Below are 24391 nucleotides of genomic sequence, written 5' to 3' on the forward strand. Positions count from 1 at the left end.
CCCCGGGACGCGTCACGCGCGTGGCTTGCTGCCCTGCTCGCGCCATGCCCGCGGCGACATCGCGAACCGCTCGCGAAACACGCGACTGAAATGCGACATGTCGTTGAATCCCCAGCGCAGCGCGATGTCGGACACGCGCAGCACCGCGCATTGCGGATTCACGAGATCCTGCGCGCACCGTTCGAGCCGCAGGTTCCATACGTAACGCATCAGCGACGTGTTCTCGGCCTCGAACAGCTTGTTGATGTACCGCGACGAAATCCCGATCGACCGCTCGATCATCAGCGGGTTCAGCTCCGGGTCGTGCAGGTGCTCGAGCAGATGCCGCTTCACACGCGTCAGCGTCAACGCCTTCATCCTCGACTGCGCGAGGTCGTTGCGCTGCATGCCCCCGAGCGTCATCGCGATCAGCGAGATCGCGGTATCCGACAACTGCCGCATCTCGTCCTCGGTCACGCTACCGATCTGCGACGACATCTGCTCGAGAAATGCGCGCATGACGCTGCCGACGCCCTCGCCGGTTTGCGTCGGGCTGGCCGTGCGGTGTTCCATCCCGACGACGAGCTGGTTCAGCGTCGTGCGGGGAATGCTGACGACGATCTCGCGCCACGACTGGCCGAACTGCAGGTGGTGCGGCCGTGTCGCGTCGTAGATCGCAAAATCCCCGGGGTGCAGCGTGACGATCTTGCCGTCCTGCTCGACCGATTGGCTGCCCTCGAGCATCAACACGCCGAAATACTTGTCCTCATACTCGCTGCGCGCCTGCCGATACCGCCGGATCACGGCCTGCTCGCTCGCGTGGATTTCCGAGATTCGCATCTTTTCGCATTTGCGCTGCCGCACCTGGCCGAAGAAATCGTCTTTCTGCACGGCCGCGATCTGCACGTCCGCGAACAGGCGCAGAATCGTCTCGCGCCAGAATTCGATACGCTGGCTGAGCGAGCCTTCGGTCGCCACCTCGATGGCCGAATTCGTCCGCTCATCCGGCGGGCTGTCGGACGCCGGGCCGGGCGCGTCGCCGCTTGCGGCGCGCGCGATAGGACGCATCGTCATGGTCGTGCCCCACATGGGTTAGCAAACACGCAGCCGGTAGCGTGCCCGTTCAAAAGCGCATTGTCCAATCGATCGCCGTGTACGCCGCGTTGCCGGTCGGACCGGCACGCGGCGCGGCGGCGATGCGCTACCGCTCAGGACTTGTCATGCGAATGTCGTCTGCCGCCAGTCGGAAGACTGTTCATACGCATAGGCGCAGCGGTAAAGCGTCGCCTCGTCGAAGCGGCGCCCGACCAGTTGCAGCCCGATCGGCAGTTCGTCGGCCACCCCGCACGGCAGCGACATGGCCGGATGCCCGGACACGTCGAACGGCGCGGTATTCGCGAGCATCTCGAACGCCCGCGTCAGCGACTCGGACATCGCACAATCGGGCTCCGGCAGTTTCGACGCACGCATCGGTACGGTCGGCATCACCAATACGTCGTACGACTGCAGCGCCGCGTCGTAAGCCGATCGCAAGCGCCGCGCGAGGTTCTGGCACTTCGCGTAGTAGCGCCCGCGATACCGGCTCGTGAAATATTCGCCGAGCAGCATCGTCACCTTCACGGTATCCGGCAACTCGTCGGCGCGCTCGCGCCAGCCCGCGTGATGATCGATCATGCCGGTCACGTACAGGCCGCCCCAGTTGAAACCGTGGCTGTTGCCCTTCATCATCTGCTGCGTCGCCCCCTCGGCCGCGATCGGCAGCCAGATCGCGGTGCCGGCCGCATGCAACGGCACCGACACTTCTTCGACGCTCGCGCCCAGCTTGCGCAACCGGTGCGCGGCGACCAGCACGGCCTCGTCGACCACTTTCTCCGAATTCGCGAGCCCGAACGCCTCGCGCAGAATGCCGATCCGCAGGCCTGCGATGCCGTCGCGGATCCCGCCGAGATAGTCGGTGCGCGGCGGCAACGCCCGCTGGCGCGGATCGAGCCCGTCGTCACCCGCGATGACATCGAGCAGCAGCGCGTTGTCGAGCACGGTGCTCGTCATCGGCCCCAGATGATCGACGGTCGCCTCGATCGGCATCGCGCCGGTGTAGGGCACGAGCCCGTGCGTCGGCTTCATCCCGTAGACGCCGCAATAGGCGGACGGGATCCTGACCGAGCCGCCCTGGTCGCCGCCGAGCGCCATGTCGACCTCGCCGCTCGCGACCAGCGCGCCGCTGCCGGACGACGAGCCGCCGGACGAATGCCCGGCCTTGCGCGGATTGTGCACCGGCCCCGACGCGCTCGTGTGCGAGCCGCCGGAAAAACAGTAGTACTCGCAGGTCGCCTTGCCGGCGATCGTGCCGCCGGCGTCGAGTACGCGCGTGACGACGGTCGCATCGATATCGGGCACGTAGCCCTCGAACGTGCTCGCGCCATTGCGCATCGGCACGCCGGCGACGCAGATGTTGTCTTTCACGGCCACCGTCTTGCCGCGCAGCTTGCCGTCGGCGGCGCCGTGGATCGTGCTCTTGCGCGCCCACGCGCCGTAACGGTTCTCGTCGCCTTCCGGGCGGTAGCCGGGCGTGCGCGGATACGCGACGACGGGCAGATAGTCGGGCAGCGCGTCGATCGCGTCGTACGCGTCGAAGTTCGCCTGCAGCGCCTCGTCGTATTCGGCGAGTTGGCGGGAATCGACATGAAAGCCGAAACCGGCTGCAATGTCGGACAGTTGTTCGCGGGTCGGGCGTTTGATAGCCATCGACGTTCTCCAGTTCGGTAAGCGGCACCGCCGGCCCGGCGGTGCCGGCGGGATTCAGCGGGCGATGGCGACGGCGTCGCGCATCAGCCCGGTGCGCGGATGGCAGTTCACGTATTCGTAGACCTGATGCCTGGCGTCGAAGACGGAAACCTCGTGATACAGCCGCAGTTTCGACAGCCCGGTGACGACGCGGAAGAACGTGACGAAGATCCGCAGGTGCGTCGGATGGGATTCGGCCCAGCGCTCGAGGCGGTCGAGCGAGCGCCAGTGGCCGATGTTGTAGCTCTCGTCGAGCACGTTGCCGTCGAGATCGATCGAGCGCACGTAGCGATTGCTGTAGCAGCCGACGTCCGTGCCGTTGTCGCGCAGGAATTCCATTCCGCTGCGCAGCGTCGGCTCGATCTCCTCGAGATACAGTCGGCGCTCGTCGTGCTCGGCCGCACGCCAGTCCTGACCGGAGCGAATCAGCGCGATGTTGTCGTGGGCCAGTACGACCACGCGGCCGCCTCGGGCCGGATCGCCCTCGACGATGCGCAGCTCGCCGTCCGCGCGCATCCAGTCCGTCTGCGAGATCGGGAACCGGTCGCGCATCGATCCCCAGTAGCCGTGCTCCTCGATCTCGCCGCTGACGCCGTCCATGATCGCGCCGACGCCGGGGAAATCGCTCGTGAATGCGTACAGCGTCTCGAACTGCTCGGCGCGCGGCGCGACGATTTCCCGGAAGTAGCCGATCCCGTCCGCGAGGCGCGCGTCGGAGGCCCACCATTCGACGAGTGCCGGCGACGCGATCCAGCGCGCATACGCGGCCGGATCGCGCCAGTAGCCGACGGCAATCAGGTTCTCGTAGCCCTGGTCGTCGGTGTGTTGCGTCAGATCGAAGTTGTTCGGCCCGTCCTGCGCACCGAAATCGGCGACGATCCGGCGCAACGCGGCCAGCGCCGTGGCGCGCTTGTCGGCGCCGTGATACTGCACGCCGAAATAGCCCATCACGACCTGGCTCAGGTCTTCGGAGGCTCGGGCGACGTACATCGGGAACGGCGGCTGGTAATCGTCGGCGACGCGGCGCGACAGCGTCCGCGGGCAGATCAGGTGTTTGTCGATGGCGGATTCCATGCGTGACCTCTCTGGAAAGGGAATCGGATGTCGAGGTATCGACGTGGGGGACAAGGAGCGGCCTGCGCCGGGCGTATCCCGGCGCAGGCGGGTCGTCAGAAGATGTGCGCGTAACGCAGGCCGGCGAGCAGGCTGTTCTTCGGGCCGTTGCGCACGCTCAGGTCGGTGCCGAGCTGGATTTGCACCTGATCGGCCTTCGTCACGAATTTCGCCGCGGTGATCCGCATGCGCGTCGTGCGAAGCGCGTCGTTGTTGTCCGCGCCGCCGACGCTCGTTTCACCGCCCCAGAGCTGGGTGACGCCGATCCCGAGCGACGTGCCCGGATCGGGCATGTAACGCACCATCGCCTGTGCGCTGTAGCTCATCCGCTGATGGAGCGTCGTGCCGCTCGCGCCGTACGACGTGTTGTTGCCGTACCAGATCGCGTCGCCGACGAGATCGAGCGCCCACTGCGGCGAAAAGTGCTTGATGTAGGCCGCCTGGAAATCGAGCGACCAGCGATTGGCGCCGAGATTGAGACCGCGGTTCTGGTCGTAGCTCCCCGTCGGCGCGTAAACGTAGACCGTCGCGGCGACGACGTCCTTCGCGTCGTTCAGGCGGAATTTCAACGGCGCGGTCAGGATCACGTCGCCGACACCGTTCGTACTGCCAAGCGTGCCGGCGTTGCCGAAGCTGCTGACGTGACCGAACGGCAGCAACACCTGCGGATCGATCGTGAGCCTGTCGGTGAGCTGGAACACATGCAGCAGACGGGCGATGCCGACATTGGACTGCAGATCGAAATCCGACGTCCGGTGGCCGTTCGCATAGTACGCGTTCGTCGCCGAATAGTTGTAGTACAGCACGCCGATCGTCGCGCCGACCGGATACTGCTCGTAGTCGCCGGGATCGACCTCGACCGCGCCCGCGTAATGCGATGCGACGACCATCAGCGACAAGCCGATCCAGCGCGCGATTCGCTTCAGTTTCATTCTGTTGACGTTGTCCATCATGCTCCTCACCTGGATGCGCAGACACCGTCACGCTCGACGTACGACGAACGGAAACCGTTGCCGGACGATCAACTCGCGGAGTGCTGGCTGACTGTTGTTCCGCCGGTACTCGGGTGAGTGCCGGCGATTCGCGACATCGAACGGCCGTCGCTTGAGGGTGAGAATAGAAAGGCAAAATCCGCATTTCTGTTTTCCGGCGGAACAAGAAATTGGCTGTGGCGGACCTGTGCTGCCAGTGCCATACGGCGGTCGCAAAACGTGCGCAGGCGGCCGGTATCGCGTGCCGGGCGCCCCGTCGATGCCGCGAATCGCCGTGCATCCGATGCGCGCCGGCCCCTGCCGCGCGGCGGGGCCGTCTCAGCATAGTTTCCGATCCGTGCCGGCAAAGAACCGCGCTTTTTCTCTTCTTACCCTGCTCGTCGAGCGTGGCCGACACCACGCCTTTGCACCCCGCCACGGCAGCCGCAACGCCACGGCGGCGGTCAACCCGAACCACCATAAGGAGCCCCACGATGAGCGCGACCCCTTCCGCGGAAACAGCCTCGACGCCCGGCGAACGTGCCTGGGCGCTGTTTCGCGTGATGAAAGAAAAGAACCTGATCCCCGACGGCTATATCGAAGGCCTGACCGAGCTGATGTCCACGACGTGGGATCCGGCCAACGGCGCGCGCATCGTCGCGCGTGCGTGGGTCGACCCGGCATTTCGCGAACTGCTGCTGAAGGACGGCACGGCCGCGTGTGCGCAGTTCGGCTACACCGGCCCGCAGGGCGAATACATCGTCGCGCTCGAGGACACGCCGACGCTGAAGAACGTGATCGTCTGCAGCCTGTGCTCATGCACGAACTGGCCGGTGCTCGGGCTTCCGCCCGAGTGGTACAAGGGCTTCGAATATCGTGCGCGGCTCGTCCGCGAAGGGCGCACGGTGCTGCGGGAGCTCGGCACCGACCTGCCCGACGATGTCGTCGTGAAGGTCTGGGATACGACCGCCGAAAGCCGCTATCTCGTGCTGCCCGTGCGGCCGGCAGGCAGCGAACACATGACCGAGGAACAACTGCGCACGCTCGTCACGAAGGACGTGCTGATCGGCGTTGCGCTGCCGCGCGCGCACTGACGCGCCCCCCGTTTCGCTCTCGACCTTCATCTCGGAGATCACCTCATATGGACGGCTTTCACGACCTCGGCGGATTCCAGGGTTTCGGCCCGGTGCCGCACACGATCAACAGTCTCGGCTACAAGCCGGTCTTCAAGGAAGACTGGGAGCATCTCGCGTACAGCCTGATGTTCGTCGGCGTGGACCCACTGAAAAAATTCAGCGTCGACGAGGTACGTCACGCAGTCGAACGCATCGACGTACGCCAGCACGTCGGCACGCGCTACTACGAGCGCTACGTGATCGCGACCGCAACCTTGCTCGTCGAAACCGGCGTGCTCACGCAGGACGAACTCGACCGCGCGCTCGGTTCGCATTTCCGGCTCGCGAACCCGCCGCGATCCGGCGGCCGGGCGGCGCCACCCGACTCGACGCGGTTCGAGGTCGGCGATCGCGTCGTCGTGCGCGACGAATACGTCAGCGGACACATCCGCGCGCCGGGCTACGTGCGCGGCAAGGAAGGCATCGTGCTGCACCGGACGACCGAATCGTGGCCATTCCCGGACGCGATCGGCCACGGCGACACCGGCGCCGCGCATCAGCCGACCTATCATGTCGAGTTCCGCGTGAAGGATCTGTGGGGCGACGCCGCCGACGACGGCTACGTCGTGGTCGACCTGTTCGAAGGCTACCTGGATCGCGCGTCCGGGCAGAACGCATGACGACGCCGGAAAACCAGCGAGCGCCGGCCGCCGCGCCGCCGAGGATTCCGGTCACCGTGCTGTCCGGCTTCCTCGGCGCCGGGAAAACGACGTTGCTGAACCACATCCTGCGCAACCGCGCCGGCCTGAAGGTCGCCGTGATCGTCAACGACATGAGCGAAGTAAACGTCGACGCCGACGATGTGCGGCGCAACGTCGAGCTGCATCGCGGCGAGGACGAACTGGTCGAAATGAGCAACGGCTGCATCTGCTGCACGCTGCGTGCCGATCTGCTCGAGCAGATCAGCACGCTGGCGCGGCAGCATCGCTTCGACTATCTGCTGATCGAGTCGACCGGCATCTCGGAGCCGATGCCGGTCGCGGAGACGTTCGCGTTTCTCGACCGGGACGGTTTCAGCCTCAGCGAGCTCGCGCGGCTGGACACGCTCGTCACGGTGGTCGACGGCGAGACGTTCGAGGACATGATCGCGTCGGCCGAACCGGTCACGCGCGATGCCTCGCTCGCGGACGGCAGCGATTCCGGTCCGCCGCGCAAGCTGTCGGACCTGCTGATCGAACAAGTCGAATACGCGAACGTGATTCTCGTGAGCCGACTCGACCGGATCGGTCATGCGGGTTTCGACCGGCTGCGCGCCATTCTGGCGTCGCTGAATCCCTCTGCGCGAATCCTCCCGATGCAGCACGGCAAGGTCGATCCGTCAGACGTCCTGGATACGCGGCGCTTCGATCTCCCGGCGCTCGTCGAATCGCCGGGATGGATGCAACGCATGCAGGTCGACGAGCGCCCCTCGGAATCGGATGCGTACGGGATCGCGTCGTGGATCTATCGCGAACGTGCGCCGTTTCATCCGGCGCGCCTGCTCGCGTGGCTGCGTCGCCCCTGGACCAACGGCCGACTGCTTCGCTGCAAGGGATATGTCTGGGCTGCGCACCGATATGCGGACATCGCCATGCTCGTGCAGACGGGCGGAGCGTTCCAGTGGGGTTACGTCGGGCGATGGTGGCGATTCGTTTCTCGGTCGGACTGGCCGCACGACGACTATCGGCGCGATGGCGTGCTGCAAAAATGGCAAGAGCCGACCGGTGATTGCCGGCAGGAAATCGTGTTCATCGGGCAGTCGATCGATCACGTCCGGTTGCGTCGCGAACTCGATGCCTGTCTGCTGACGGTCGAAGAAATCGACGCAGGCCCCGAGTCGTGGCTCCAGCTTCCGGAAGCCGACGCGTTCGACGCGCTCGCGACCGCCGCCCGTCGGTGACGCGAGACTCGATGACTTTGGCTGCGCCGCCTGCGTCCAGTGGCTTTCGGTCGCCGGTGAGCGCTGCGCCCGGTTCAGCGTGACGTGAATCCCGACAGCGCCGCCGAGGGCAGTTTTCTTCAATACGGACCCGCACGGCTTCTTTAGTCTCGATGCGACTTTGACATTCGCATGGAGGCAATCAATGAGCATGCTGGTTTCGATGGCCGCGTTCGCGCTGGCGTCGTCGATCACGCCCGGTCCCGTCAACATCGTCGCGCTCAGCGCGGGCGCACGCCATGGCCTTGGCGCGAGCCTGCGCTATGCGGCCGGCGCGACGCTCGGCTTCGTCGCGCTGTTCCTGCTGATCGGCCTCGGGCTGCACGCGGCGCTCGCGCGCTGGCCGATGCTGACCACCGCCACTCAATGGTCGGGAATCGCGTTCCTGCTTTACCTCGCGCTGCGGCTCGCGCTCGACGACGGCCGGCTGTCGGCCGATCCGGACGATCCGGCTGCGCCGAACGTCGCCGGCCCGTCGGCGGCGGCCGGCGCGGCGATGCAATGGCTGAATCCGAAGGCGTGGCTCGCGTGCGTGGCTGCGATGGGCGCGTATGCGGCCGACGGCGAGCCCGCGCAGGTGTGGCAATTCGCGGCGTTGTATCTGGTGATCTGCTTTGCGTCGATCGCGTGCTGGGCGTATGCGGGTGCGTCGCTGCGGCACCGGCTCGCGAATGCGCGGCGGATGCGGCTGTTCAACCGCGCGATGGCGCTGCTGCTCGCGGGCAGCGCGCTTTATCTGCTCGACGTTTAGCGCCGTTGTTTCGGTGTGTGGTCGCGGCGCCGGCACCGCCCCACGGTTCGCCGGTCAGCTCGCGGCGCTTCGATACTGCCCCGGCGTGGCGGCCGCGATGCGCCGGAATGCGCGCTGGAAATGCGCCTGGTCCGCGAAGCCCGCATCGAGCGCGACGTCGGCGATCGGCCGGCCGCGGCGCAACTCAGCCCGCCCGTACTGCACGCGGCGGTCGATCAGGAACGCATGCGGCGTCATCCCGTAGCGGGCGTTGAACGCGCGGATCAGGTAGGACGGCGACAAGTCGGCGGCCGCGCAGATCGCATCGAGCGAGACGGCCTGACGGCAATGCGCGGCGATGTAGTCGGCCGCGCGCGCGAGCTTCGCGTTGTCGGCCCCGCGCCGGGCGGCGTCGGGCAGCTCGCGATCGAGCGCGCCGTGCAGCCGTGTGAAGAACTCGACCGCCGCGCTCTCCTTGCCGAGCGGATCGACACCGGGCGCCACGAGCGTGCGGTAAAAGCCGCCGAACCGTGCGAACAGGTCGCGCCGTTCCGTCAACTTCGGCGAAAAGCCGTGAAAATCGCGGTTCGGGTCGCGCCCGAGCGAATGCTGCAGGCGGGTGAGCCACGGAACGTCCACGTAGACCATCCGGTACGCCCATGCGTCGGGGCCGTACGGATTGCACGCATGCACCTGCTCCGGATCGATGATCACGAGCACGCCGCGCCCGACGTGCTCCTTCGTCGCGCCGTTCAGGTAGGTGCTCGTGCCGCCGACGATCGCGCCGAGCGAAAACGTGTCGTGCGTGTGCTTCGCGTAGCAGATCGTCCGACCGTCGTCGACGGTGCGCGCCTCGATGAACGGCAGCGCGGCGTCGCGCCAGAACGGCGACGGCATGGCGCAGGGGTTGGCGGAACGGCTCACGCGACGGGCTCCCGGATCGGATGGCGAACGCACACCGTACAAGACTGCGCGGCGCGATGCAACCGCGACCCGACGCTTCGCGGCCGGATCGCCTAAGCTTTGATTTCCGGCCGCCGCGGCACGCCCGGCGGGTTCCGTTCCCTCTTCCAACCGATACACTCATGCACATCGATCTGACAGGCAAGACCGCGGTCGTCACCGCTTCCACCGCCGGCATCGGGCTGGCGATCGCCGAAGGGCTCGCGCAGGCGGGCGCACGCGTCGTCGTCAACGGACGCAGCGACAAGTCGGTCGACGCCGCGCTCGCGCAGCTGCGCAGCGCCGTACCCGGCGCGGACCTCGACGGCGTCGCGGCCGACCTGTCCGACGCCGCCGGCGTCGCGCGCATCACGCAGCACACGCCGGAGGCCGACATCCTCGTCAACAACGCGGGCATCTACGGGCTGAAGGCGTTCTTCGACATCGACGACGACGAATGGGCCCACTACTTCCAGATGAACGTGATGTCGGGCGTGCGTCTCGCGCGACACTACCTGAAGGGGATGCTCGCGCGGAACACGGGCCGCATCGTGTTCATTTCGTCGGAGTCCGGGCTGAACATCCCGGTCGACATGATTCACTACGGGTTCACGAAAACCGCGCAGCTCGCGATCGCGCGCGGCCTCGCGAAACTCGCGGCCGGGACCCGCGTGACGGTCAATTCGGTGCTGCCGGGGCCGACGATGTCGGAAGGCGTGCGGGCGCTGCTGAAGGAAACGGCCGACGCCACGGGCCGCAGCATCGACGACGTCGCGGTGGATTTCGTGCGCAGCGAGCGCGCGAGCTCGATCATCCAGCGGCCGGCGACGACGGAGGAAGTCGCGAACCTGGTCGTGTACGTGTGTTCGCCGCAGGCCTCGGCGACGACGGGCGCGGCGTTGCGCGTCGATGGCGGCGTGGTCGACACGATCGCGTGACGACGGCGTGACACGCTCGCGCGGCGCATGGCGGCCGCGCTAGCGCGAGGCGGCCTTGTCCGACTGAAGCGTGCCCTTGCGATCGGCGTCCATGCAGGTATCGAAGCCGTGTTGCGTGACGGCGCCGGCCTTGTCGAACACGACGAAGAAAGCCCGGTGATCGTTGTCGTGCTCGATGAAGTAGTTGTAGCAGACGCCGCTGCCGTTGCGGACCATCCACACGCTGCGCGGGTTGCCGCCGGCGCGGACGACGTCGGCGCGCGTCGCGCCGTGCCGCGACGCGGCCCTCGCCAGCGGCGTGCGCGAATACGAGAACGGCAGCCACGAGTCGAACCACGCGCAACCGTGCAGCATCAGGCAGCTGGCGGCCAGGGACAGCGTCGCTGCGGGGCGGGACATCGGAATCAATCGCATGCTTGGTGAAATCTGCTGCGCCATGCCGGCGTGATCGAAAGCCCCATGCTACTCGACCTTTGGGTCCGGATCGAAAAGAAATGTAGAGACTTGTGTCCGATGCGCCGCCCGACGCAGTCCGGCACCGGCCCGATCGTCACGAATCGTGGCCGTGGCCGACGCGTTCGCGCGCCCACCCGCCTTCTGACGTCGATGCGTCGGAGCGGCGCGACGGGCGGCATCGTCAAGCAACCCATTCCGCCCACAGCATCGTCAGCACCGTCATCAGCGCGGGGCCGACGAACAGCCCGATCAGCCCGAACGTCTCGGCCCCGCCGAGGATGCCGAACAACACGAGCAGGAACGGCAGGCGGGTCGAGCTGCCGATCAGCACCGGCCGCACGAAATGCTCGGCGACGAACACGACCACGAAGCCGAGCACCAGCACCACGACGGCCCACGCGGTCGCGCCCTGCACGAACAGCCAGAGCGCCGCGCCGCAGAACACGATCGGCGCGCAGAACGGCAGCATCGCGGCGACGGCCGTGACGAGGCCGAGCAGCGCGGCGTGCGGAACCCCGGCGAGCGCATACGCGACGCCGAGAATGGCGCCCTCGCCCAGCCCGACGACGACCAGCCCGGTCACCGTGCCGTACACGGCCGAGACCATCCGTTCGATCAGGTCCGCGCCGCCGCGGCCGAACGCGCGCCGCGCGCCCTGCAGCAACGCGCCCGACAGCTTGTGGCCGGCCCGCATGATCACGAATAGCGTGACCAGCATGAAGCCGAACTCGAACAGCGCATGCGCGAGCTTCGTGCCGAACTGCCGGCCGAACGCGATGAACTTCTCGCCGCTCGCGCCATGCATCGCGCTGCCCGCGTGCAGCGGATGACCGAGATTGGCCTGCCACCACTCGGTGACCTGCGCGGCACCGTACGGCAACCGGCCGACGACGTCCGGAAGCGGAATGCCGTTGTCCTGGATCGAATGCAGCCAGAGGCGCAGGTCGTGCGCCTGCGAGATCGCCTGTGCGAGCGCGATCGCGACCGGCAGCACGACCAGCAGCGACACGCCCGCGGTAATCGCGGTCGCGATCAGGGTCGGCCGGTCGCGAAACCAGCGGTCGGATTCGAAGCGTTTCAGCAGCGGCCACAACGCGATCGCGATCACGCAGGCCCACGCGATGGCGGGCAGGAAATCTCGGATCACCCACAGCGCGAGCACCAGCAGCGCCGCATACAGCACGGCGCGGGCGATCTGCTGGGCACGCGGCCGCGTGGCGGAATCCTGGGAAGGCGAGACATGTGCGCGCATGGCACCTCGGTCGAAATGAAAAATGGCGGTCGTGCAGGCCGCGAGCCTGTACGAACCGCCATTCTATCCATCGACGCCGCAACGGCATGCGCACGCACTGCCAAGCATCGTCAAATGCGTGCCGCGAACGCCGCGCCGCCGCGCGGTGCAACGCGTGCTCAGGCCGCCTTGTCGGCGACGCGGTAGCGTTCGAGCCAGTGCGCGTACGGCGCGGGCAGCGTCCACGACGGCCGCTCGACCCCGAGCTGCTTGGCCGCGTAGTACGGCCAGTGCGGATCGGCAAGATGCGCGCGGCCGACCATCACGAGATCGAGCTGCTGCTCGGCGACGACGCGCTCGGCCAGTTGCGGCGTATCGATCCCCCAGGCGGACGACACCGGCAAGCCGGCCTCGCGGCGCACGCGTTCCGCGATCGGCGCGAGGAACGCCGGGCCCCACGGAATGCGCGCGTCGGGCGTCGAGAAACCGACCGACACGCTCAGCATGTCGAGGCCTTCCTGCTTCATCCGCTGCGTGAGCGCGATCGATTCGGCGAGCGTTGCTTCATCGCGCCCGTCGTATTCGATCACGCCGAGACGCGCGGTCAGCGGCAGGTGCTCCGGCCAGACCTGGCGGACGGCCTTCAGCGTGTCGACGAGGAACCGGCCGCGGTTTTCCGCCGAACCGCCGTACTCGTCGTCGCGCTGGTTCGCATGCACGGAGAAGAAGCTCTGGCCGAGGTAGCCGTGCGCGAAGTGCAGTTCGAGCCATTCGAAGCCGAGGTCGCGGGCGCGCTTCGCCGACGCGACGAAGTCGGCCTGCACGCGGGCGATGTCGTCGTGCGTCATCGCGCGCGGCGTCTTCGGCAGGTGCGCGCCGAACGGCACCGCCGACGGTGCGATGGTCTGCCAGCCGCGCGGATCGCCGTCGGCGATGTGGTCGTCGCCTTCCCACGGACGGTTCGCGCTCGCCTTGCGGCCCGCATGCGCGATCTGGATGCCGGGCACCGCGCCGGCCGCCTTGATCGCCGCGACCGACGGCGCGAACGCCGCGGCCTGCGCATCGGTCCACAGCCCGGCACAGCCCGGCGTGATGCGGCCTTCCGGCGACACGGCCGTCGCCTCCGCGATCACGAGGCCCGCGCCGCCGCGCGCGATACCGGCCAGATGCACGTGATGCCAGTCGTTGACGACGCCGTCTTCGGCGACGTACTGGCACATCGGCGGCACCGCGATGCGGTTGCGCAGCGTGACATCCTTGAGTTTGAACGGTTCGAACAGGGCAGACATCCACCACTCCTTTGCTTGGTTCTGCGAAACGACTGGATGAGCCGCCGCGCGGGGCGCACGGCGGAACGATGCGAGCCGTCGCCGGGACGGTCGCGCCCGACGACGGAAACCATCCGGCGCCGGTCATGCCGGCGCCAGGCTCGGCTTACTGACGGCCGAGCTTCGCGAGCAGCGCCTCGGCTGCCGGCTCCGACGACGCGGGGTTCTGCCCCGTGATCAGCAGCCCGTCGGTGACGACATGCGGCGCCCAGTCGGCGCTGCGCTCGAACTGCGCACCGTTGGTCTTCAGCATGTCCTCGACGAGGAACGGCACCACTTCCGTCAGCTCGACGGCCGCTTCCTCACTGTTGGTGAAGCCCGTCACACGCTTGCCGCGCACGACCGACTCGCCGGTCTTCGGGTCCTTCACGTGGCGCAGCACGCCCGGCGCGTGGCACACGGCCGCGACCGGCTTGCCGGCCGCCAGCGCGCGCTCGATCAGGCCGATCGAATGCAGGTCCTCGGCGAGATCCCACAGCGGGCCATGCCCGCCCGGATAGAACACCGCGTCGTAATCGTCGACCGACACCTCGGCCAGCTTGCGCGTGGCGGCGAGTTCGGCCTTGGCCGCCGGATCCGCGTCGAAGCGGCGCGTCGCGTCGGTCTGCGCGGACGGATCGCTGCTTTTCGGATCGAGCGGCGGCTGGCCGCCCTGCGGCGACGCGAGCGTCAACTCGACGCCCGCATCCTTGAACGTGTAATACGGCGCGGCCAGTTCCTCGAGCCAGAAGCCGGTTTTCTTGCCGGTGTCGCCGAGCGTGTCGTGCGAGGTCAGGACAACCAGAATCTTCATGATCGGACACTCCTTAGAAATGGGGGAACGGGGCCGCGTCGCGGCGGCGGCGACGGCGCGCCTGCGGGTTAGGCCGCTGGCGCGCGTCAACGTGCCGGCTCCGTACCAAAAATATTGCCAGGCCTAATAGACCAGTCGTCTAGAAATGGCTCGAAAAAAAGCGACGGCAGCACCTGCGCGCCCAGCATCGCAGCGCGATATGGCATTTTTGCGACGTCGCATTCATGAGGCTGGATGATAGCGTCGAATTAGACCGGTCGTCTAGAAACCCGGCATTCAGCCCTGCCGCCGTCATGGCTTTTGCGACGGAGCGCGTGCCGCAACGTCCGTTGCGGAGCGCGCCCCGCTCCCCGGTTCGCTCCGCGTCGGCTACCCGTGCAGCGGCCCGTCCGTATCGCCGGCGTCGATCACCGGCATCTCGAGCCGATGGCCGCGAACGCCGTCCGTGAGCAACGCCAGCATCAGGTCCGCGAGCGCACGCCCGGTCGCATGTCCGGTCGGCTGCACCACCGCCGTCACGCGATGCGGATGCGCGACGTCCGGCGGCACGCCGTCGTAGACGATCAGCGACATGTCCCGCCCAAGCTGCAAGCCGCCGTCGATCAGCGCCCGGAACGCGCCGCCGCCCACGATGTTGTTGTCGACCAGCAGCGCGGTCGGCCGTTCGGCCCGGGCGAGCAGCGCCTGCACGCCCTGCTGCCCGCCGTCGCGCGTAAACGGACACTCGACGAGCAGTGCCGGATCGGGCGCGATGCCGGCCTCGCGCAGCGCCGCAAGATACCCGGCGCGACGCTGCATCGCGAAATTGAGCGACAGCGGCGCACTGATCATCGCGATACGGCGATGACCGAAGCCGATCAGGCGCCGCACCGCATCGCGCGCGCCCGCCTCGTTGTCGAAATCGAACCACGCGTAGGGCTCGGCGGCTTGCGTGCGACCGTACGCGACATACGGAAACGCATGCGAACGCAGGTACGCGAGGCGCGGATCGTCGACCAGCGTGCGCGCGACGATCAGCCCGTCGACGAGTTTCCCGTCGACGAGCCGGCGATACGTGTCCAGTTCGGCGTTCGGCCGCGCGGCCGCGATGATGAAGTCGAGATTGCGCTCGGCGAGCCGTTCGGTGATGCCCGCGACGACCTCGCCGAAGCGCGGGTCGCCGAGATCTCCCGCGCCGAACGGGTACACGATGCCGATCGCATCGGCACGCCCCGTCGCCAGCCGCCGCGCGGTCGGATCCGCGACATAACCGAGTTCGCGCGCGGCCTTCATCACGCGCTCGCGGGTCGCCTCGCTCACGTCGTCATAGCCGTTCAGCGCCCGACTGACCGTCGTGCGCGACAGCCCGAGCGCATCCGACAGTGCCTTCAGATTCACCTTCACGTCGCTCCTCGCGTTGTGCATGCCAGTCGGCCGCGCCGCTCGCGCAGCAATTATTGCCGAATGGTAGTTATTACCGTCAAAAATTAATCTTTTGACGTCCAAACCGGTTTGAATTAGCATCCAAACCGGTTTGGATATCGATATCCCGTCAGCAGTTCCTTCTCACCGTCAACGGAAACTACGCCTACATGACTTACTTTCCTTTTTGCCGCGCGACCGCGGCCAAACGTTTGCTGTTCGCTGGCGCGGCACTGGCCGCCTTCGCGTCCGCGTCGAGCGTCGCCCATGCACAGAGCACCGGCGCCCCCGCGCCCACGCCGCATACGCAGCAGGCCTACGACCCCGAAGGCAACTTCACGATGCGCTGGACCCGCGCGGACATCCGCCAGATCGTCGCGCAGTCGCACACGGCCGGCGCCGACAAGAACTCGCTGCCGCAGGCGCTGACGATGCCGGACATCCCCCAGGATTTCCCGCTGATCAATTCGAACGTGTGGGTCTGGGATACCTGGCCGCTCGCCGACCTGCGCGCGAACCAGCTCAGCTACAAGGGCTGGGAGGTGATCTTCTCGCTCACGGCCGACCCGCATGCCGGCTACACGTTCGACGATCGTCACGTCCACGCGCGCATCGGCTTCTTCTACCGCCGCGCCGGCATTCCCGCGTCGCAGCGGCCCGCGAACGGCGGCTGGACCTGGGGCGGCCACCTGTTCCCGGACGGTGCGAGCGTCAAGGTGTTCGGCACGTCGCCGATGACCAACAACGCCGAATGGTCGGGCTCCGCGCGCCTCACGCAGGGCGACAACGTCAGCCTGTACTACACCGCGACGTCGTTCAACCGCTCGGCGCCCGGCGGCGCCGACATCACGCCGCCGCAGGCGATCATCACGCGCGCCGACGGTCATATCCATGCCGACGACAAGCACGTGTGGTTCAGCGGCTTCGACGATCACAAGGCGCTGCTGCAGCCGGACGGCAACTACTACCAGACCGGCCAGCAGAACACCTACTTCTCGTTCCGCGATCCGTTCGTGTTCACCGACCCCGCGCATCCGGGCAAGACCTACATGGTGTTCGAAGGCAACACGGGCGGCCAGCGCGGCGCCCGGACCTGCACCGAGGCCGACCTCGGCTACGCGCCGAACGATCCGTACCGCGAAGACCTCAACGCCGTGATGAACTCGGGCGCAGTGTATCAAAAGGCCAACGTCGGCCTGGCGGTCGCGACGAACCCGCAACTGACCGAATGGAAGTTCCTGCCGCCTATCCTGTCGGCGAACTGCGTCGACGACCAGACCGAGCGTCCGCAGATCTATCTGAAGGACGGCAAGTACTACCTGTTCACGATCAGCCACCGCACGACGATGGCCGCGGGCGTCGACGGGCCGGACGGCGTCTACGGCTTCGTCGGCAACGGCATCCGCAGCGACTTCCTGCCGCTGAACGGCGGCAGCGGCCTCGTGCTCGGCAACCCGACCGACTTCTCCGCACCGGCCGGCGCGCCGTATTCGCAGGACCCGAACCAGAACCCGCGCGAATTCCAGTCGTATTCGCACTTCGTGATGCCGGGCGGGCTCGTCGAGTCGTTCATCGATGCGATCGGCCCGCGTCGCGGCGGCACGCTCGCGCCGACGGTGAAGGTCAACATCAACGGCACGTCGACGGCGGTCGACCGCACGTACGGACGCGGCGGCCTCGGCGGTTACGGCGACATCCCGACGAACCTGCCGGCGACGGGCGCCGGTCACTGACGGCGACGCGGGCACCCGCCCGTGACGAGTCCGTAAAGGGCTCGCTACGGACGCGGCGGGCACCGCCCGCGTCGACGCGGCGCACGTCATGCGTGTCGCGTGCGCGCCGCCTCCCTCCTTCGCAGAAATCGCGCATGCCGCCGTCGCAAGCGGCATGCGCGTTCCTTTCCCGCTTCGCGCGCCGAAGCACGGAACCCCGCATGAAATCGACGTTTTTTCGCTTTTCCCGCCGAATCGCCCGGCTGCTGTTCGCGTGTGCGGCAAGCGCGGCCTGCACGCACGCCATCGCCGCGCCCTGCGGCACGCCGCCCGAAAACGGCACGCCGCAATGGCGACCGGCCGTGCATTACACGCCGCAACGCAACTGGATGAACGATCCGAACGGCCTCGTGTACGAGAACGGCCGCTATCACCTGTTCTACCAATACAACCCGCTCGGCCACGACTGGGGCAACATGTCGTGGGGCCATGCGACCAGCACCGACCTCGTCCACTGGCGCGAGCAGCCGGTCGCGATGCGCGCGAACGCGACGGAGGAAATCTTCTCCGGCTCGATCGTCGCCGACACGCACAATACGTCCGGCCTCGGCGCGGCGGGCGAGACGCCGCTGGTTGCGCTTTACACGAGCGTCTACAAGGACGGCTCGGGTCACGCACCCGGCACGCAGGCGCAGTCGCTCGCGTACAGCCTCGACCACGGCGCGACCTGGCGGCCCTACGCGCGCAATCCGGTGCTCACGCTCGATCCGGAATCGAAGCAGTTCCGCGACCCGAAGGTGTCGTGGTACGCGCCGGGACGCTACTGGCTGATGACGACCGTCGTCGCCGATGCGCAGGTCGTGAAGCTCTATCGTTCCGACGACCTGATTCACTGGTCGTTCCTGAGCGATTTCACGCTGCCGGACGTGCCGCATGCGGGCGCGTTGTGGGAAATGCCCGACCTCGTGCCGCTGCCCGTCGACGACGATCCGCGGCACATCAAGTGGGTCATGATCGTCAACGTCAACCCGTGGTCGATCGCCGGCGGTTCCGGCGCGATGTATTTCGTCGGCGACTTCGACGGCCGCACGTTCGTCCCCGACCGGGTCGCACCGGCCGGTTCCGATCCCGCACGATTCCGCTGGGTCGATCACGGCGCCGACTTCTATGCGGCCGGCACGTTCTCCGGCGCGCCGGGCGCGCGCCCTGTCGCGATTGCATGGATGAGCAACTGGGACTACGCGGCGAAAGCGCCGACGGCGCCCTGGCGCGGCGCGACGACGGTGCCGCGCGAACTCGCGTTGAAGACGATCGGCGGTGAACCGACGCTCATCGTGACGCCGGCAGCCGCGTTCGATGCGTGGGCCGACGGGCGGCCCGCCGTGCATGAAGGCAACCTGAGCGTCGAGTCCGCCACGCGCACGCTGTCGGACGCCACGCGCGGCACCGTCCAGCGCATCACGGTGACGATCGCGCCGCGGCGCGCGGCCCGCGCGGGTTTGATCGTGCGGGGCTCCGCGGATGGCTCGATCGGCACCCGGATCGTGTACGACACGGCGAAGCGCACGCTGACGCTCGACCGCTCGCGCTCGGGCGACACGGATTTCGCGGGCACGTTCAGCCGCGAGCACATCGTCGATCTGCCGCTCGAGCACGGGCAACTGCGGCTCGAAATCGTCGTCGATCGCGGTTCGGTCGAGGTGTTCGCGAACGGCGGCCGCGTCGCGCTGACGGACCTGATCTTCCCGCCGCCCGATGCGGACCGCGTCGCCGTGTTCGCCGAGCACGGGAGCGCGACGTTCTCGGGGTTGACGGTCACGCAGCTCCACGGACGCGATCAGGCCGGCGACGTCCGTGACGCCTGTGCATCGCGCTAGCGATGCGATTGCACGGCGGGGCTGCGGCGCCTGACCTCGCGTCAGGCCGTGCAGCCCCGCCGGTTCTACGCTCAAAGCAAGCCCATCCCGCCCGACGCAATGATTTCCGCGCCGACGATGAACGCCGACTCGGGCGCGCTCAGGTGCAGCACCGTCGACGCGATTTCGTCCGGCGTGCCGAACCGCCCGATCGGGACGAGCCCCCTGATCTTGTCGGCCGTCTCGTCGAGCGTCGCCGCATCGAGGCCGAGCTTGCCGTACAGCGGCGTCTGGACCGGCCCGGGGCTCACCACGTTCACCCGCACGCCGTGCGGCAGCAGTTCCGTCGACAGCGTCTTCGCGAACGAATTGACGGCCGCCTTGCTCGCCGCATACACGGACGAACCCGGCATCCCGATGTGCGCGTTGATCGAGCCGTTGATCACGATCGACGCGCCGCGGTTCAGCAGCGGGACGAGCGCCTGGATCTGGAAATACGCGCCCTTCACGTTCGTGTCGAACACGAGATCCCACAACGCCTCGTCGATATCCGCGAACGGTGCGAGTTTCGCGACGCCCGCGTTGATGAACACGGCGTCGAGGCGCGCACCGGCGGCCGCGATCGCGTCCGCCAGCGCCCGCGCCGACGCGACGCTGCCGGCCTCGTTGCGGATCGCGAGCGCGCCGTCGCCGAGCGACTCGCGCGCGGCGGCAAGCGTCTGCTCGTCGCGGCCGGTGATGATGACCCGCGCGCCTTCGGCCGCGAATGCCCGTGCGGCCGCCAGGCCGATGCCGCTGTTGCCGCCCGTGACGAGGACCGTTTTTCCTTCGAAGCGTTGCATGATGTTCTCCTTGAACCGGTGAGTTGACCGTGAACACAGGATGCGCGCGGCGCCCGGCCTTGCCGTACGACCGGCGCGGCAGACATGTGCGAAATCTTCGAACGTGTTTCCCCGACCGCCGGGCGCGTGCCGGCCCGGCGCGCTCAGCCCGACACGTCGATCCCGTCGAGCAGGCGCTGCGCGAGCCGCGGTTCGCGCAGTTGCTCCAGCCACCATTGCAGCGCGCGGCCGTCGCGGTCGCCGCGCCACGCGACGTACAGCACGTTCGGCTCGCGCGGATCGGCCGTTTCCTTCTCGACCAGCTCGCCGCGCGCCAGCAACGACGCGACCCGCCGGCGCGGCACCCAGCCGACGCCGAGCCCGTCGCGCTGCGCGAGGATCTTCGCGCGCATCGACGGCACCGCGAGCACCGCCTGCCCGCCGAGCAGCCCGTACGCGCGGCCGACGGCCTGCCGCGACGAGTCGGCGACGACGACCGCGCGATGCGCGCCGATCGCGTCCCGGGTCAGCCGCGCGCCCGCCGACGCCAGCGGATGGCGCGGCGCGACGGCGAACACCCACTCCATCGCGCCGAGTTCGAACCATTTGAAGCCCGGAAGCGCCGGCGGCTCGTTGGTCGCGCCGACGACCAGATCCGCGCGACCGTCGCGCAACGCTTCCCAGGTGCCGCCGAGCACTTCGTGCGTGAAACGCAGCGACACGCCCGAATCGAGCGCATCGAATGCGCGGACGACCGGCAGCAGCGTATCGAATTCCAGCACCTCGTCGCTGACGATCCATAGCCGGTCCTCCCAGCCGCTCGCGACCTGCCGCACGCGCTGCGTGAGCCGCGCGACGTCCAGCGCGAGGCGCGATGCCTCGTCGGTCAGCAGCTGGCCGGCCGGCGTGAGCTGCAGCCGGTAGCCGCGGCGGTCGAACAGCAGCGCGTCGAAGCGGGTTTCGAGCTGCCGCGCGGCGTGCGACACGGTCGACGGCGCCTTGCCGAGCCGTGCAGCCGCCCGCGACAGGCTGCCGGTGGCGCGGATCGCATCGAGCAGCGCGAGTTCGTCTTCGGACAGCATGAGCGCACTCCGGTCGGGGGTCAGGTGGATCGTAAGGCAGCGGCGGGCGCCGACGCAATCGAATGGCACTGCCGGCAGCGGGCGGATGCCGTGCCGGCCGGGGCGCCGCAGCGCGCCGTGCCATTTGCCGCATCCGGCGGACGTTGCGTGCCATGCGCCGCCATTCCCTGCCCCCTCGACGCCACGCGCGTGGCCTGGCCGAACGATGCCGCCCGCGCATGCGCGAACGCCGATCCGGCCATGAACTTCCGGTATGCTGATCGACGTCATATTTCCTCATTTGAGGTAACCACTGCGATGGACATCGCGATCCGCATCGAAGGCCGTCACGACCTGACCGGACAAATCTTCCGGCAGTTGCGCACCGCGATCGTCGACGGACGGCTCGAAGGCGGCGCCCGGCTGCCGTCGACGCGCGATCTCGCGAGGCAGCTCGGCGTGTCGCGCAAGACGACGCTCGACGCGTTCGAACGTCTCGTCGCCGAGGGTTACCTGAACACGCGCGCGGGCGACGGCACGTTCGTCGCCGGCGGCCTCGCGCGGGTGCCGCACGCGGCGGCGGCCGCAACGCCGTCGCTCGTCGAGGACGCGCCGCCCGTCCATGCCGTCGACGCACGCACGCTATGGGACGAGTTGCCCGACGCGCTCGCGATGCCCACCCCGCAGGACACGCCCGCGTTCGACTTCCGCGGCGGCGTGACCGACAAGGCACTGTTTCCGTTCGACGCATGGCGCCGCTGCCTGCATCACGCGCTGCGCCAGCAGGCGCGCGGCCCCGGCCAGTACCACGCGCCGGCCGGCGATCCGCAGCTGCGCGGCGCGATCGCGCGCTACGTCGCGTTCAGCCGCGCGGTCGCGTGCGGCTGGGACGACGTGCTCGTCACGCAAGGCGCGCAACAGGCGCTCGACCTGATCGCACGCGTGGTCGTGCGGCCCGGCGACGTCGTCGCGGTCGAGAATCCCGGTTATCCGCCGGCGCGCGCGGCGTTCGCGTCGCTCGGCGCGACGGTGATCGGCGTGCCGGTCGATGCGCACGGCCTCGTCACCGGGCGGCTGCCCGACGACGCGCGCCTCGTCTACGTGACACCGTCGCACCAGTTCCCGCTCGGGATGCCGATGACGCTGGAGCGGCGCGTCGCGCTGCTCGAATGGGCGCAGCGCCGCCGCGCGGTGATCATCGAGGACGACTACGACGGCGAGTTCCGCTTCGAAGGCCGGCCGGTGGAATCGCTGAAGAGCCTCGACCGCACGGGTCTGGTCGCGTACGTCGGCACTTTCTCGAAGACGATCTTTCCCGAACTGCGGATCGGCTACACGATTCCGCCGCGCGCGCTGCGCGGCGCGCTCGCCAAGGCAAAGCAGATCGTCGACTGGCACACCTGCACGCTGACGCAGGCGGCGCTCGCGCGCTTCATGCTCGAAGGCGATTTCGCGCGGCACCTGCGGCGCGTGCAGAAACACTACGACGCGCGCCGCAAGATGCTGCTCGCGCATCTGCGCGGCGGCCTCGCGCCGTGGTTCGACACGATCGTGCCGACCGCCGGCATCCACCTCGCCGCGCACCTCAAACCGGGGCTCGACGAAGCCGCGCTGGTCCGCGCGGCGCGTGAGCACGACCTCGGCCTGTACGGGATCACCGCGTTCCACGTCGGCTCGGCGGCCCGCGCGGGGCTGCTGTTCGGCTATGGCGGGATCGACGCGCTGCGCATCGACACCGCGCTCGCGAAGCTCGCCGCGCTGCTGGATTCAGGCCGTGTCGGCGGCCCGCCACTGGTTACCTGAATTTTCCTTGAATTGGCCATTCAAGCAGTCCAGTGGCACGCTTAAAGTGGGTCCTGTCGCGCCACCGGGCGCATCCAACCGAACAGGACCTGCCATGCAACCGCGTCTGAACTTCTATACCGCCAGCCCGAACGCCATCAAGGTGATGCGCAACGCCGAGGAATTCCTCGCGAAAAGCTCGATCGAGAAGCCGCTCGCCGAACTCGTCCGGCTGCGCGCGTCGCAGATCAACGGCTGTGCGTTCTGCGTCGACATGCACACCACCGACGCACGCAACGGCGGCGAAACCGATCGCCGCCTGGCGACGGTCGTCGTCTGGCGCGAAACGCCGTTCTTCACCGAGCGCGAACGTGCGGCGCTCGAATGGACCGAGGCGCTGACGCTCGTCGCCGACAACCACGTGCCCGATGCCGTGTGGGAAGCCGTGAAGCCCCATTTCAGCGACACGGAGTTGTTCGAGCTGTCGATGCTGATCGCGACGATCAACACGTGGAACCGCTTCGCGATCGCGTTCCGCAAGATGCCCGAGTAAGGGGAGACGGTGATGATGCGCTCCAGCTCCAGCTCCAGCTCCACGCTCCGCCGCGCAATGCTGTGCGCATCGCTCGCGCTCGGCACCGCGCTGCCGGCCGCCGCTCACGCGCACGATGCCGGCGACAACGTGCACGCGATCATGCAACAGGCCGTGCCCGAAGCGCCCGGCAAGCTCGCCGTCGTCGCGACCGTCGACTATGCGCCCGGTCAGGCATCCGAAGCGCACAAGCACCTCGGCTCGGTGTTCGCGGTCGTGTCGAAAGGCGAAGTGCTGTCGCAGGTGAACGACGGCCCGGTGCGCCGCTATCGCGCCGGCGAAGGCTGGTACGAGCCGCCCGGTTCGCGCCACCGGGTGTCGCGCAATGCGAGCGCGACCGAACCCGCGCAACTCGTCGTGTTCGGGCTGACGGGCGAGCATGTGCCGCTGAAGTCGCCGATCGATCAGTGATTTAGGAGGCCGTGCCGCGTCGGGCGCGCCGCCGTGCTGCACGGCCGGCGTCCCGCCCCGTGCCGCGCGACTTCCTCGCCGGCGTCGGGCGGCGTTTTCGCCCGCTGTTTCGCCGCTGTTTCGCCGCTGTTTCGCCGCTGTTTCGCCGCTGTTTCGCCCGCCGTTTCGCCCGCCGTTTCGCCGCCGTTTCGCCGGCCGTTTCACCCACGTTTCGATCAACGTTTCACCCGCCATTTCCCCCGTCGATCACCCGCCAGTTCCCCGCGGGTTCCCGCGTCTTCCGCATTAGCCGCTCCCTACACTCCACCGCCGGCGCACGCCCCTTCGCCACGCCGCCGCCCCGCCCGTCCGCCCCGCCATTCGCTACTCGCCTGATCGCGATCAACGCGGGCGAAAA

22 protein-coding genes are annotated in these 24391 nt (G+C 68.1%); 10 read left to right on the forward strand and 12 right to left on the reverse strand.

Going from position 1 to position 24391, the window contains the following annotated elements; all coding sequences use genetic code 11:
- Positions 1-12 precede the first annotated feature (12 nt).
- The 4 genes from U4Z31_RS16840 to U4Z31_RS16855 form a co-directional block, all read right to left on the reverse strand.
- Positions 13-1053, reverse strand: a complete 1041-nt coding sequence (locus U4Z31_RS16840; RefSeq protein ID WP_044843148.1) for a helix-turn-helix domain-containing protein — start codon at positions 1051-1053, stop codon at positions 13-15.
- 144 nt (positions 1054-1197) lie between these two features.
- Positions 1198-2724: an amidase gene (locus U4Z31_RS16845; RefSeq protein ID WP_321810889.1), complete on the reverse strand. Its 1527-nt coding sequence runs from the start codon at positions 2722-2724 to the stop codon at positions 1198-1200.
- A gap of 54 nt (positions 2725-2778) precedes the next feature.
- On the reverse strand, positions 2779-3837 hold the full coding sequence (locus U4Z31_RS16850; protein ID WP_321810890.1) for a phenylacetaldoxime dehydratase family protein: 1059 nt from the start codon (positions 3835-3837) through the stop codon (positions 2779-2781).
- Between the two features lie 95 nt (positions 3838-3932).
- The gene (locus U4Z31_RS16855) at positions 3933-4829 is read right to left on the reverse strand and encodes a transporter (protein ID WP_044843018.1); all 897 of its coding nucleotides are present in this window, start codon (positions 4827-4829) and stop codon (positions 3933-3935) included.
- Between the two features lie 512 nt (positions 4830-5341).
- On the opposite strand from U4Z31_RS16855, the gene nthA reads away from it, so the two are divergent.
- The 4 genes from nthA (at position 5342) to U4Z31_RS16875 (ending at position 8691) form a co-directional block, all read left to right on the forward strand.
- Positions 5342-5941, forward strand: coding sequence for a nitrile hydratase subunit alpha (gene nthA, locus U4Z31_RS16860; protein WP_124891633.1), 600 nt, complete (start codon positions 5342-5344; stop codon positions 5939-5941).
- A gap of 47 nt (positions 5942-5988) precedes the next feature.
- A complete protein-coding gene (gene nthB, locus U4Z31_RS16865; protein ID WP_321795371.1) occupies positions 5989-6642 on the forward strand; it encodes a nitrile hydratase subunit beta in 654 nt (217 codons plus the stop codon).
- Positions 6639-7901, forward strand: coding sequence for a GTP-binding protein (locus U4Z31_RS16870; protein ID WP_321810891.1), 1263 nt, complete (start codon positions 6639-6641; stop codon positions 7899-7901). Before nthB ends, U4Z31_RS16870 begins: the two co-directional genes overlap by 4 nt.
- Before the next feature lie 184 nt (positions 7902-8085).
- Positions 8086-8691: a LysE family translocator gene (locus U4Z31_RS16875; RefSeq protein ID WP_321795367.1), complete on the forward strand. Its 606-nt coding sequence runs from the start codon at positions 8086-8088 to the stop codon at positions 8689-8691.
- Positions 8692-8745: 54 nt separating this feature from the next.
- Here the strand turns inward: U4Z31_RS16875 and U4Z31_RS16880 are convergent, their stop codons facing one another.
- Positions 8746-9594: an AraC family transcriptional regulator gene (locus tag U4Z31_RS16880; protein WP_124665851.1), complete on the reverse strand. Its 849-nt coding sequence runs from the start codon at positions 9592-9594 to the stop codon at positions 8746-8748.
- A 161-nt stretch (positions 9595-9755) separates the two neighbouring features.
- Here U4Z31_RS16880 and U4Z31_RS16885 point away from each other — a divergent pair, with 161 nt between their 5' ends.
- Complete coding sequence (locus tag U4Z31_RS16885; RefSeq protein ID WP_124484914.1) at positions 9756-10550, forward strand: SDR family NAD(P)-dependent oxidoreductase; 795 nt, start codon at positions 9756-9758, stop codon at positions 10548-10550.
- 39 nt (positions 10551-10589) lie between these two features.
- On the opposite strand, the gene U4Z31_RS16890 is transcribed toward U4Z31_RS16885, so the two are convergent.
- The 5 genes from U4Z31_RS16890 to U4Z31_RS16910 form a co-directional block, all read right to left on the reverse strand.
- Complete coding sequence (locus tag U4Z31_RS16890) at positions 10590-10964, reverse strand: hypothetical protein (protein ID WP_044843011.1); 375 nt, start codon at positions 10962-10964, stop codon at positions 10590-10592.
- 223 nt (positions 10965-11187) lie between these two features.
- Entirely contained in the window at positions 11188-12258 is a 1071-nt protein-coding gene (locus U4Z31_RS16895; RefSeq protein ID WP_321795360.1) for an AI-2E family transporter, read from the reverse strand.
- A gap of 158 nt (positions 12259-12416) precedes the next feature.
- On the reverse strand, positions 12417-13526 hold the full coding sequence (locus U4Z31_RS16900) for an NADH:flavin oxidoreductase/NADH oxidase (protein ID WP_321810892.1): 1110 nt from the start codon (positions 13524-13526) through the stop codon (positions 12417-12419).
- A gap of 145 nt (positions 13527-13671) precedes the next feature.
- Positions 13672-14358 carry a type 1 glutamine amidotransferase domain-containing protein gene (locus tag U4Z31_RS16905; protein ID WP_044843008.1) on the reverse strand — a complete coding sequence of 229 codons (687 nt, stop codon included), beginning with the start codon at positions 14356-14358 and terminating at the stop codon, positions 13672-13674.
- Between the two features lie 369 nt (positions 14359-14727).
- Complete coding sequence (locus U4Z31_RS16910) at positions 14728-15762, reverse strand: substrate-binding domain-containing protein (RefSeq protein WP_044843007.1); 1035 nt, start codon at positions 15760-15762, stop codon at positions 14728-14730.
- A gap of 167 nt (positions 15763-15929) precedes the next feature.
- Here U4Z31_RS16910 and U4Z31_RS16915 point away from each other — a divergent pair, with 167 nt between their 5' ends.
- Together U4Z31_RS16915 and U4Z31_RS16920 are read left to right on the forward strand one after the other, a co-directional pair.
- Positions 15930-17492 (forward strand): glycoside hydrolase family 68 protein, encoded by a 1563-nt coding sequence (locus tag U4Z31_RS16915; protein WP_321810893.1) that lies wholly within the window; start codon positions 15930-15932, stop codon positions 17490-17492.
- A 200-nt stretch (positions 17493-17692) separates the two neighbouring features.
- The gene (locus U4Z31_RS16920; RefSeq protein WP_321810894.1) at positions 17693-19348 is read left to right on the forward strand and encodes a glycoside hydrolase family 32 protein; all 1656 of its coding nucleotides are present in this window, start codon (positions 17693-17695) and stop codon (positions 19346-19348) included.
- 71 nt (positions 19349-19419) lie between these two features.
- On the opposite strand, the gene U4Z31_RS16925 is transcribed toward U4Z31_RS16920, so the two are convergent.
- Together U4Z31_RS16925 and U4Z31_RS16930 are read right to left on the reverse strand one after the other, a co-directional pair.
- On the reverse strand, positions 19420-20169 hold the full coding sequence (locus U4Z31_RS16925; RefSeq protein WP_124484919.1) for an SDR family oxidoreductase: 750 nt from the start codon (positions 20167-20169) through the stop codon (positions 19420-19422).
- A 143-nt stretch (positions 20170-20312) separates the two neighbouring features.
- Positions 20313-21230, reverse strand: coding sequence for a LysR family transcriptional regulator (locus U4Z31_RS16930; RefSeq protein ID WP_321810895.1), 918 nt, complete (start codon positions 21228-21230; stop codon positions 20313-20315).
- Positions 21231-21527: 297 nt separating this feature from the next.
- On the opposite strand from U4Z31_RS16930, the gene U4Z31_RS16935 reads away from it, so the two are divergent.
- The 3 genes from U4Z31_RS16935 (at position 21528) to U4Z31_RS16945 (ending at position 23994) form a co-directional block, all read left to right on the forward strand.
- Entirely contained in the window at positions 21528-23012 is a 1485-nt protein-coding gene (locus U4Z31_RS16935; protein ID WP_321810896.1) for a PLP-dependent aminotransferase family protein, read from the forward strand.
- Positions 23013-23106: 94 nt separating this feature from the next.
- The gene (locus tag U4Z31_RS16940) at positions 23107-23544 is read left to right on the forward strand and encodes a carboxymuconolactone decarboxylase family protein (protein WP_044843002.1); all 438 of its coding nucleotides are present in this window, start codon (positions 23107-23109) and stop codon (positions 23542-23544) included.
- Positions 23545-23559: 15 nt separating this feature from the next.
- The gene (locus U4Z31_RS16945; RefSeq protein ID WP_321810906.1) at positions 23560-23994 is read left to right on the forward strand and encodes a cupin domain-containing protein; all 435 of its coding nucleotides are present in this window, start codon (positions 23560-23562) and stop codon (positions 23992-23994) included.
- The last annotated feature ends 397 nt before the right edge of the window (positions 23995-24391 follow it).

The sequence above is a fragment of the Burkholderia sp. BCC1985 genome (assembly GCF_905339915.1).
Taxonomy (GTDB): domain Bacteria; phylum Pseudomonadota; class Gammaproteobacteria; order Burkholderiales; family Burkholderiaceae; genus Burkholderia.

What these genes read in the sequence shown, in the direction of transcription:
- U4Z31_RS16840 (WP_044843148.1), bottom strand. Translation starts at nt 1,053, where the DNA reads ATGACGATGCGTCCTATCGCGCGCGCCGCAAGCGGCGACGCGCCCGGC.
- U4Z31_RS16845 (WP_321810889.1), bottom strand. Translation starts at nt 2,724, where the DNA reads ATGGCTATCAAACGCCCGACCCGCGAACAACTGTCCGACATTGCAGCC.
- U4Z31_RS16850 (WP_321810890.1), bottom strand. Translation starts at nt 3,837, where the DNA reads ATGGAATCCGCCATCGACAAACACCTGATCTGCCCGCGGACGCTGTCG.
- U4Z31_RS16855 (WP_044843018.1), bottom strand. Translation starts at nt 4,829, where the DNA reads ATGATGGACAACGTCAACAGAATGAAACTGAAGCGAATCGCGCGCTGG.
- nthA (WP_124891633.1), top strand. Translation starts at nt 5,342, where the DNA reads ATGAGCGCGACCCCTTCCGCGGAAACAGCCTCGACGCCCGGCGAACGT.
- nthB (WP_321795371.1), top strand. Translation starts at nt 5,989, where the DNA reads ATGGACGGCTTTCACGACCTCGGCGGATTCCAGGGTTTCGGCCCGGTG.
- U4Z31_RS16870 (WP_321810891.1), top strand. Translation starts at nt 6,639, where the DNA reads ATGACGACGCCGGAAAACCAGCGAGCGCCGGCCGCCGCGCCGCCGAGG.
- U4Z31_RS16875 (WP_321795367.1), top strand. Translation starts at nt 8,086, where the DNA reads ATGAGCATGCTGGTTTCGATGGCCGCGTTCGCGCTGGCGTCGTCGATC.
- U4Z31_RS16885 (WP_124484914.1), top strand. Translation starts at nt 9,756, where the DNA reads ATGCACATCGATCTGACAGGCAAGACCGCGGTCGTCACCGCTTCCACC.
- U4Z31_RS16890 (WP_044843011.1), bottom strand. Translation starts at nt 10,964, where the DNA reads ATGCGATTGATTCCGATGTCCCGCCCCGCAGCGACGCTGTCCCTGGCC.
- U4Z31_RS16895 (WP_321795360.1), bottom strand. Translation starts at nt 12,258, where the DNA reads ATGCGCGCACATGTCTCGCCTTCCCAGGATTCCGCCACGCGGCCGCGT.
- U4Z31_RS16900 (WP_321810892.1), bottom strand. Translation starts at nt 13,526, where the DNA reads ATGTCTGCCCTGTTCGAACCGTTCAAACTCAAGGATGTCACGCTGCGC.
- U4Z31_RS16905 (WP_044843008.1), bottom strand. Translation starts at nt 14,358, where the DNA reads ATGAAGATTCTGGTTGTCCTGACCTCGCACGACACGCTCGGCGACACC.
- U4Z31_RS16910 (WP_044843007.1), bottom strand. Translation starts at nt 15,762, where the DNA reads ATGCACAACGCGAGGAGCGACGTGAAGGTGAATCTGAAGGCACTGTCG.
- U4Z31_RS16915 (WP_321810893.1), top strand. Translation starts at nt 15,930, where the DNA reads ATGACTTACTTTCCTTTTTGCCGCGCGACCGCGGCCAAACGTTTGCTG.
- U4Z31_RS16920 (WP_321810894.1), top strand. Translation starts at nt 17,693, where the DNA reads ATGAAATCGACGTTTTTTCGCTTTTCCCGCCGAATCGCCCGGCTGCTG.
- U4Z31_RS16925 (WP_124484919.1), bottom strand. Translation starts at nt 20,169, where the DNA reads ATGCAACGCTTCGAAGGAAAAACGGTCCTCGTCACGGGCGGCAACAGC.
- U4Z31_RS16930 (WP_321810895.1), bottom strand. Translation starts at nt 21,230, where the DNA reads ATGCTGTCCGAAGACGAACTCGCGCTGCTCGATGCGATCCGCGCCACC.
- U4Z31_RS16935 (WP_321810896.1), top strand. Translation starts at nt 21,528, where the DNA reads ATGGACATCGCGATCCGCATCGAAGGCCGTCACGACCTGACCGGACAA.
- U4Z31_RS16940 (WP_044843002.1), top strand. Translation starts at nt 23,107, where the DNA reads ATGCAACCGCGTCTGAACTTCTATACCGCCAGCCCGAACGCCATCAAG.
- U4Z31_RS16945 (WP_321810906.1), top strand. Translation starts at nt 23,560, where the DNA reads ATGCGCTCCAGCTCCAGCTCCAGCTCCACGCTCCGCCGCGCAATGCTG.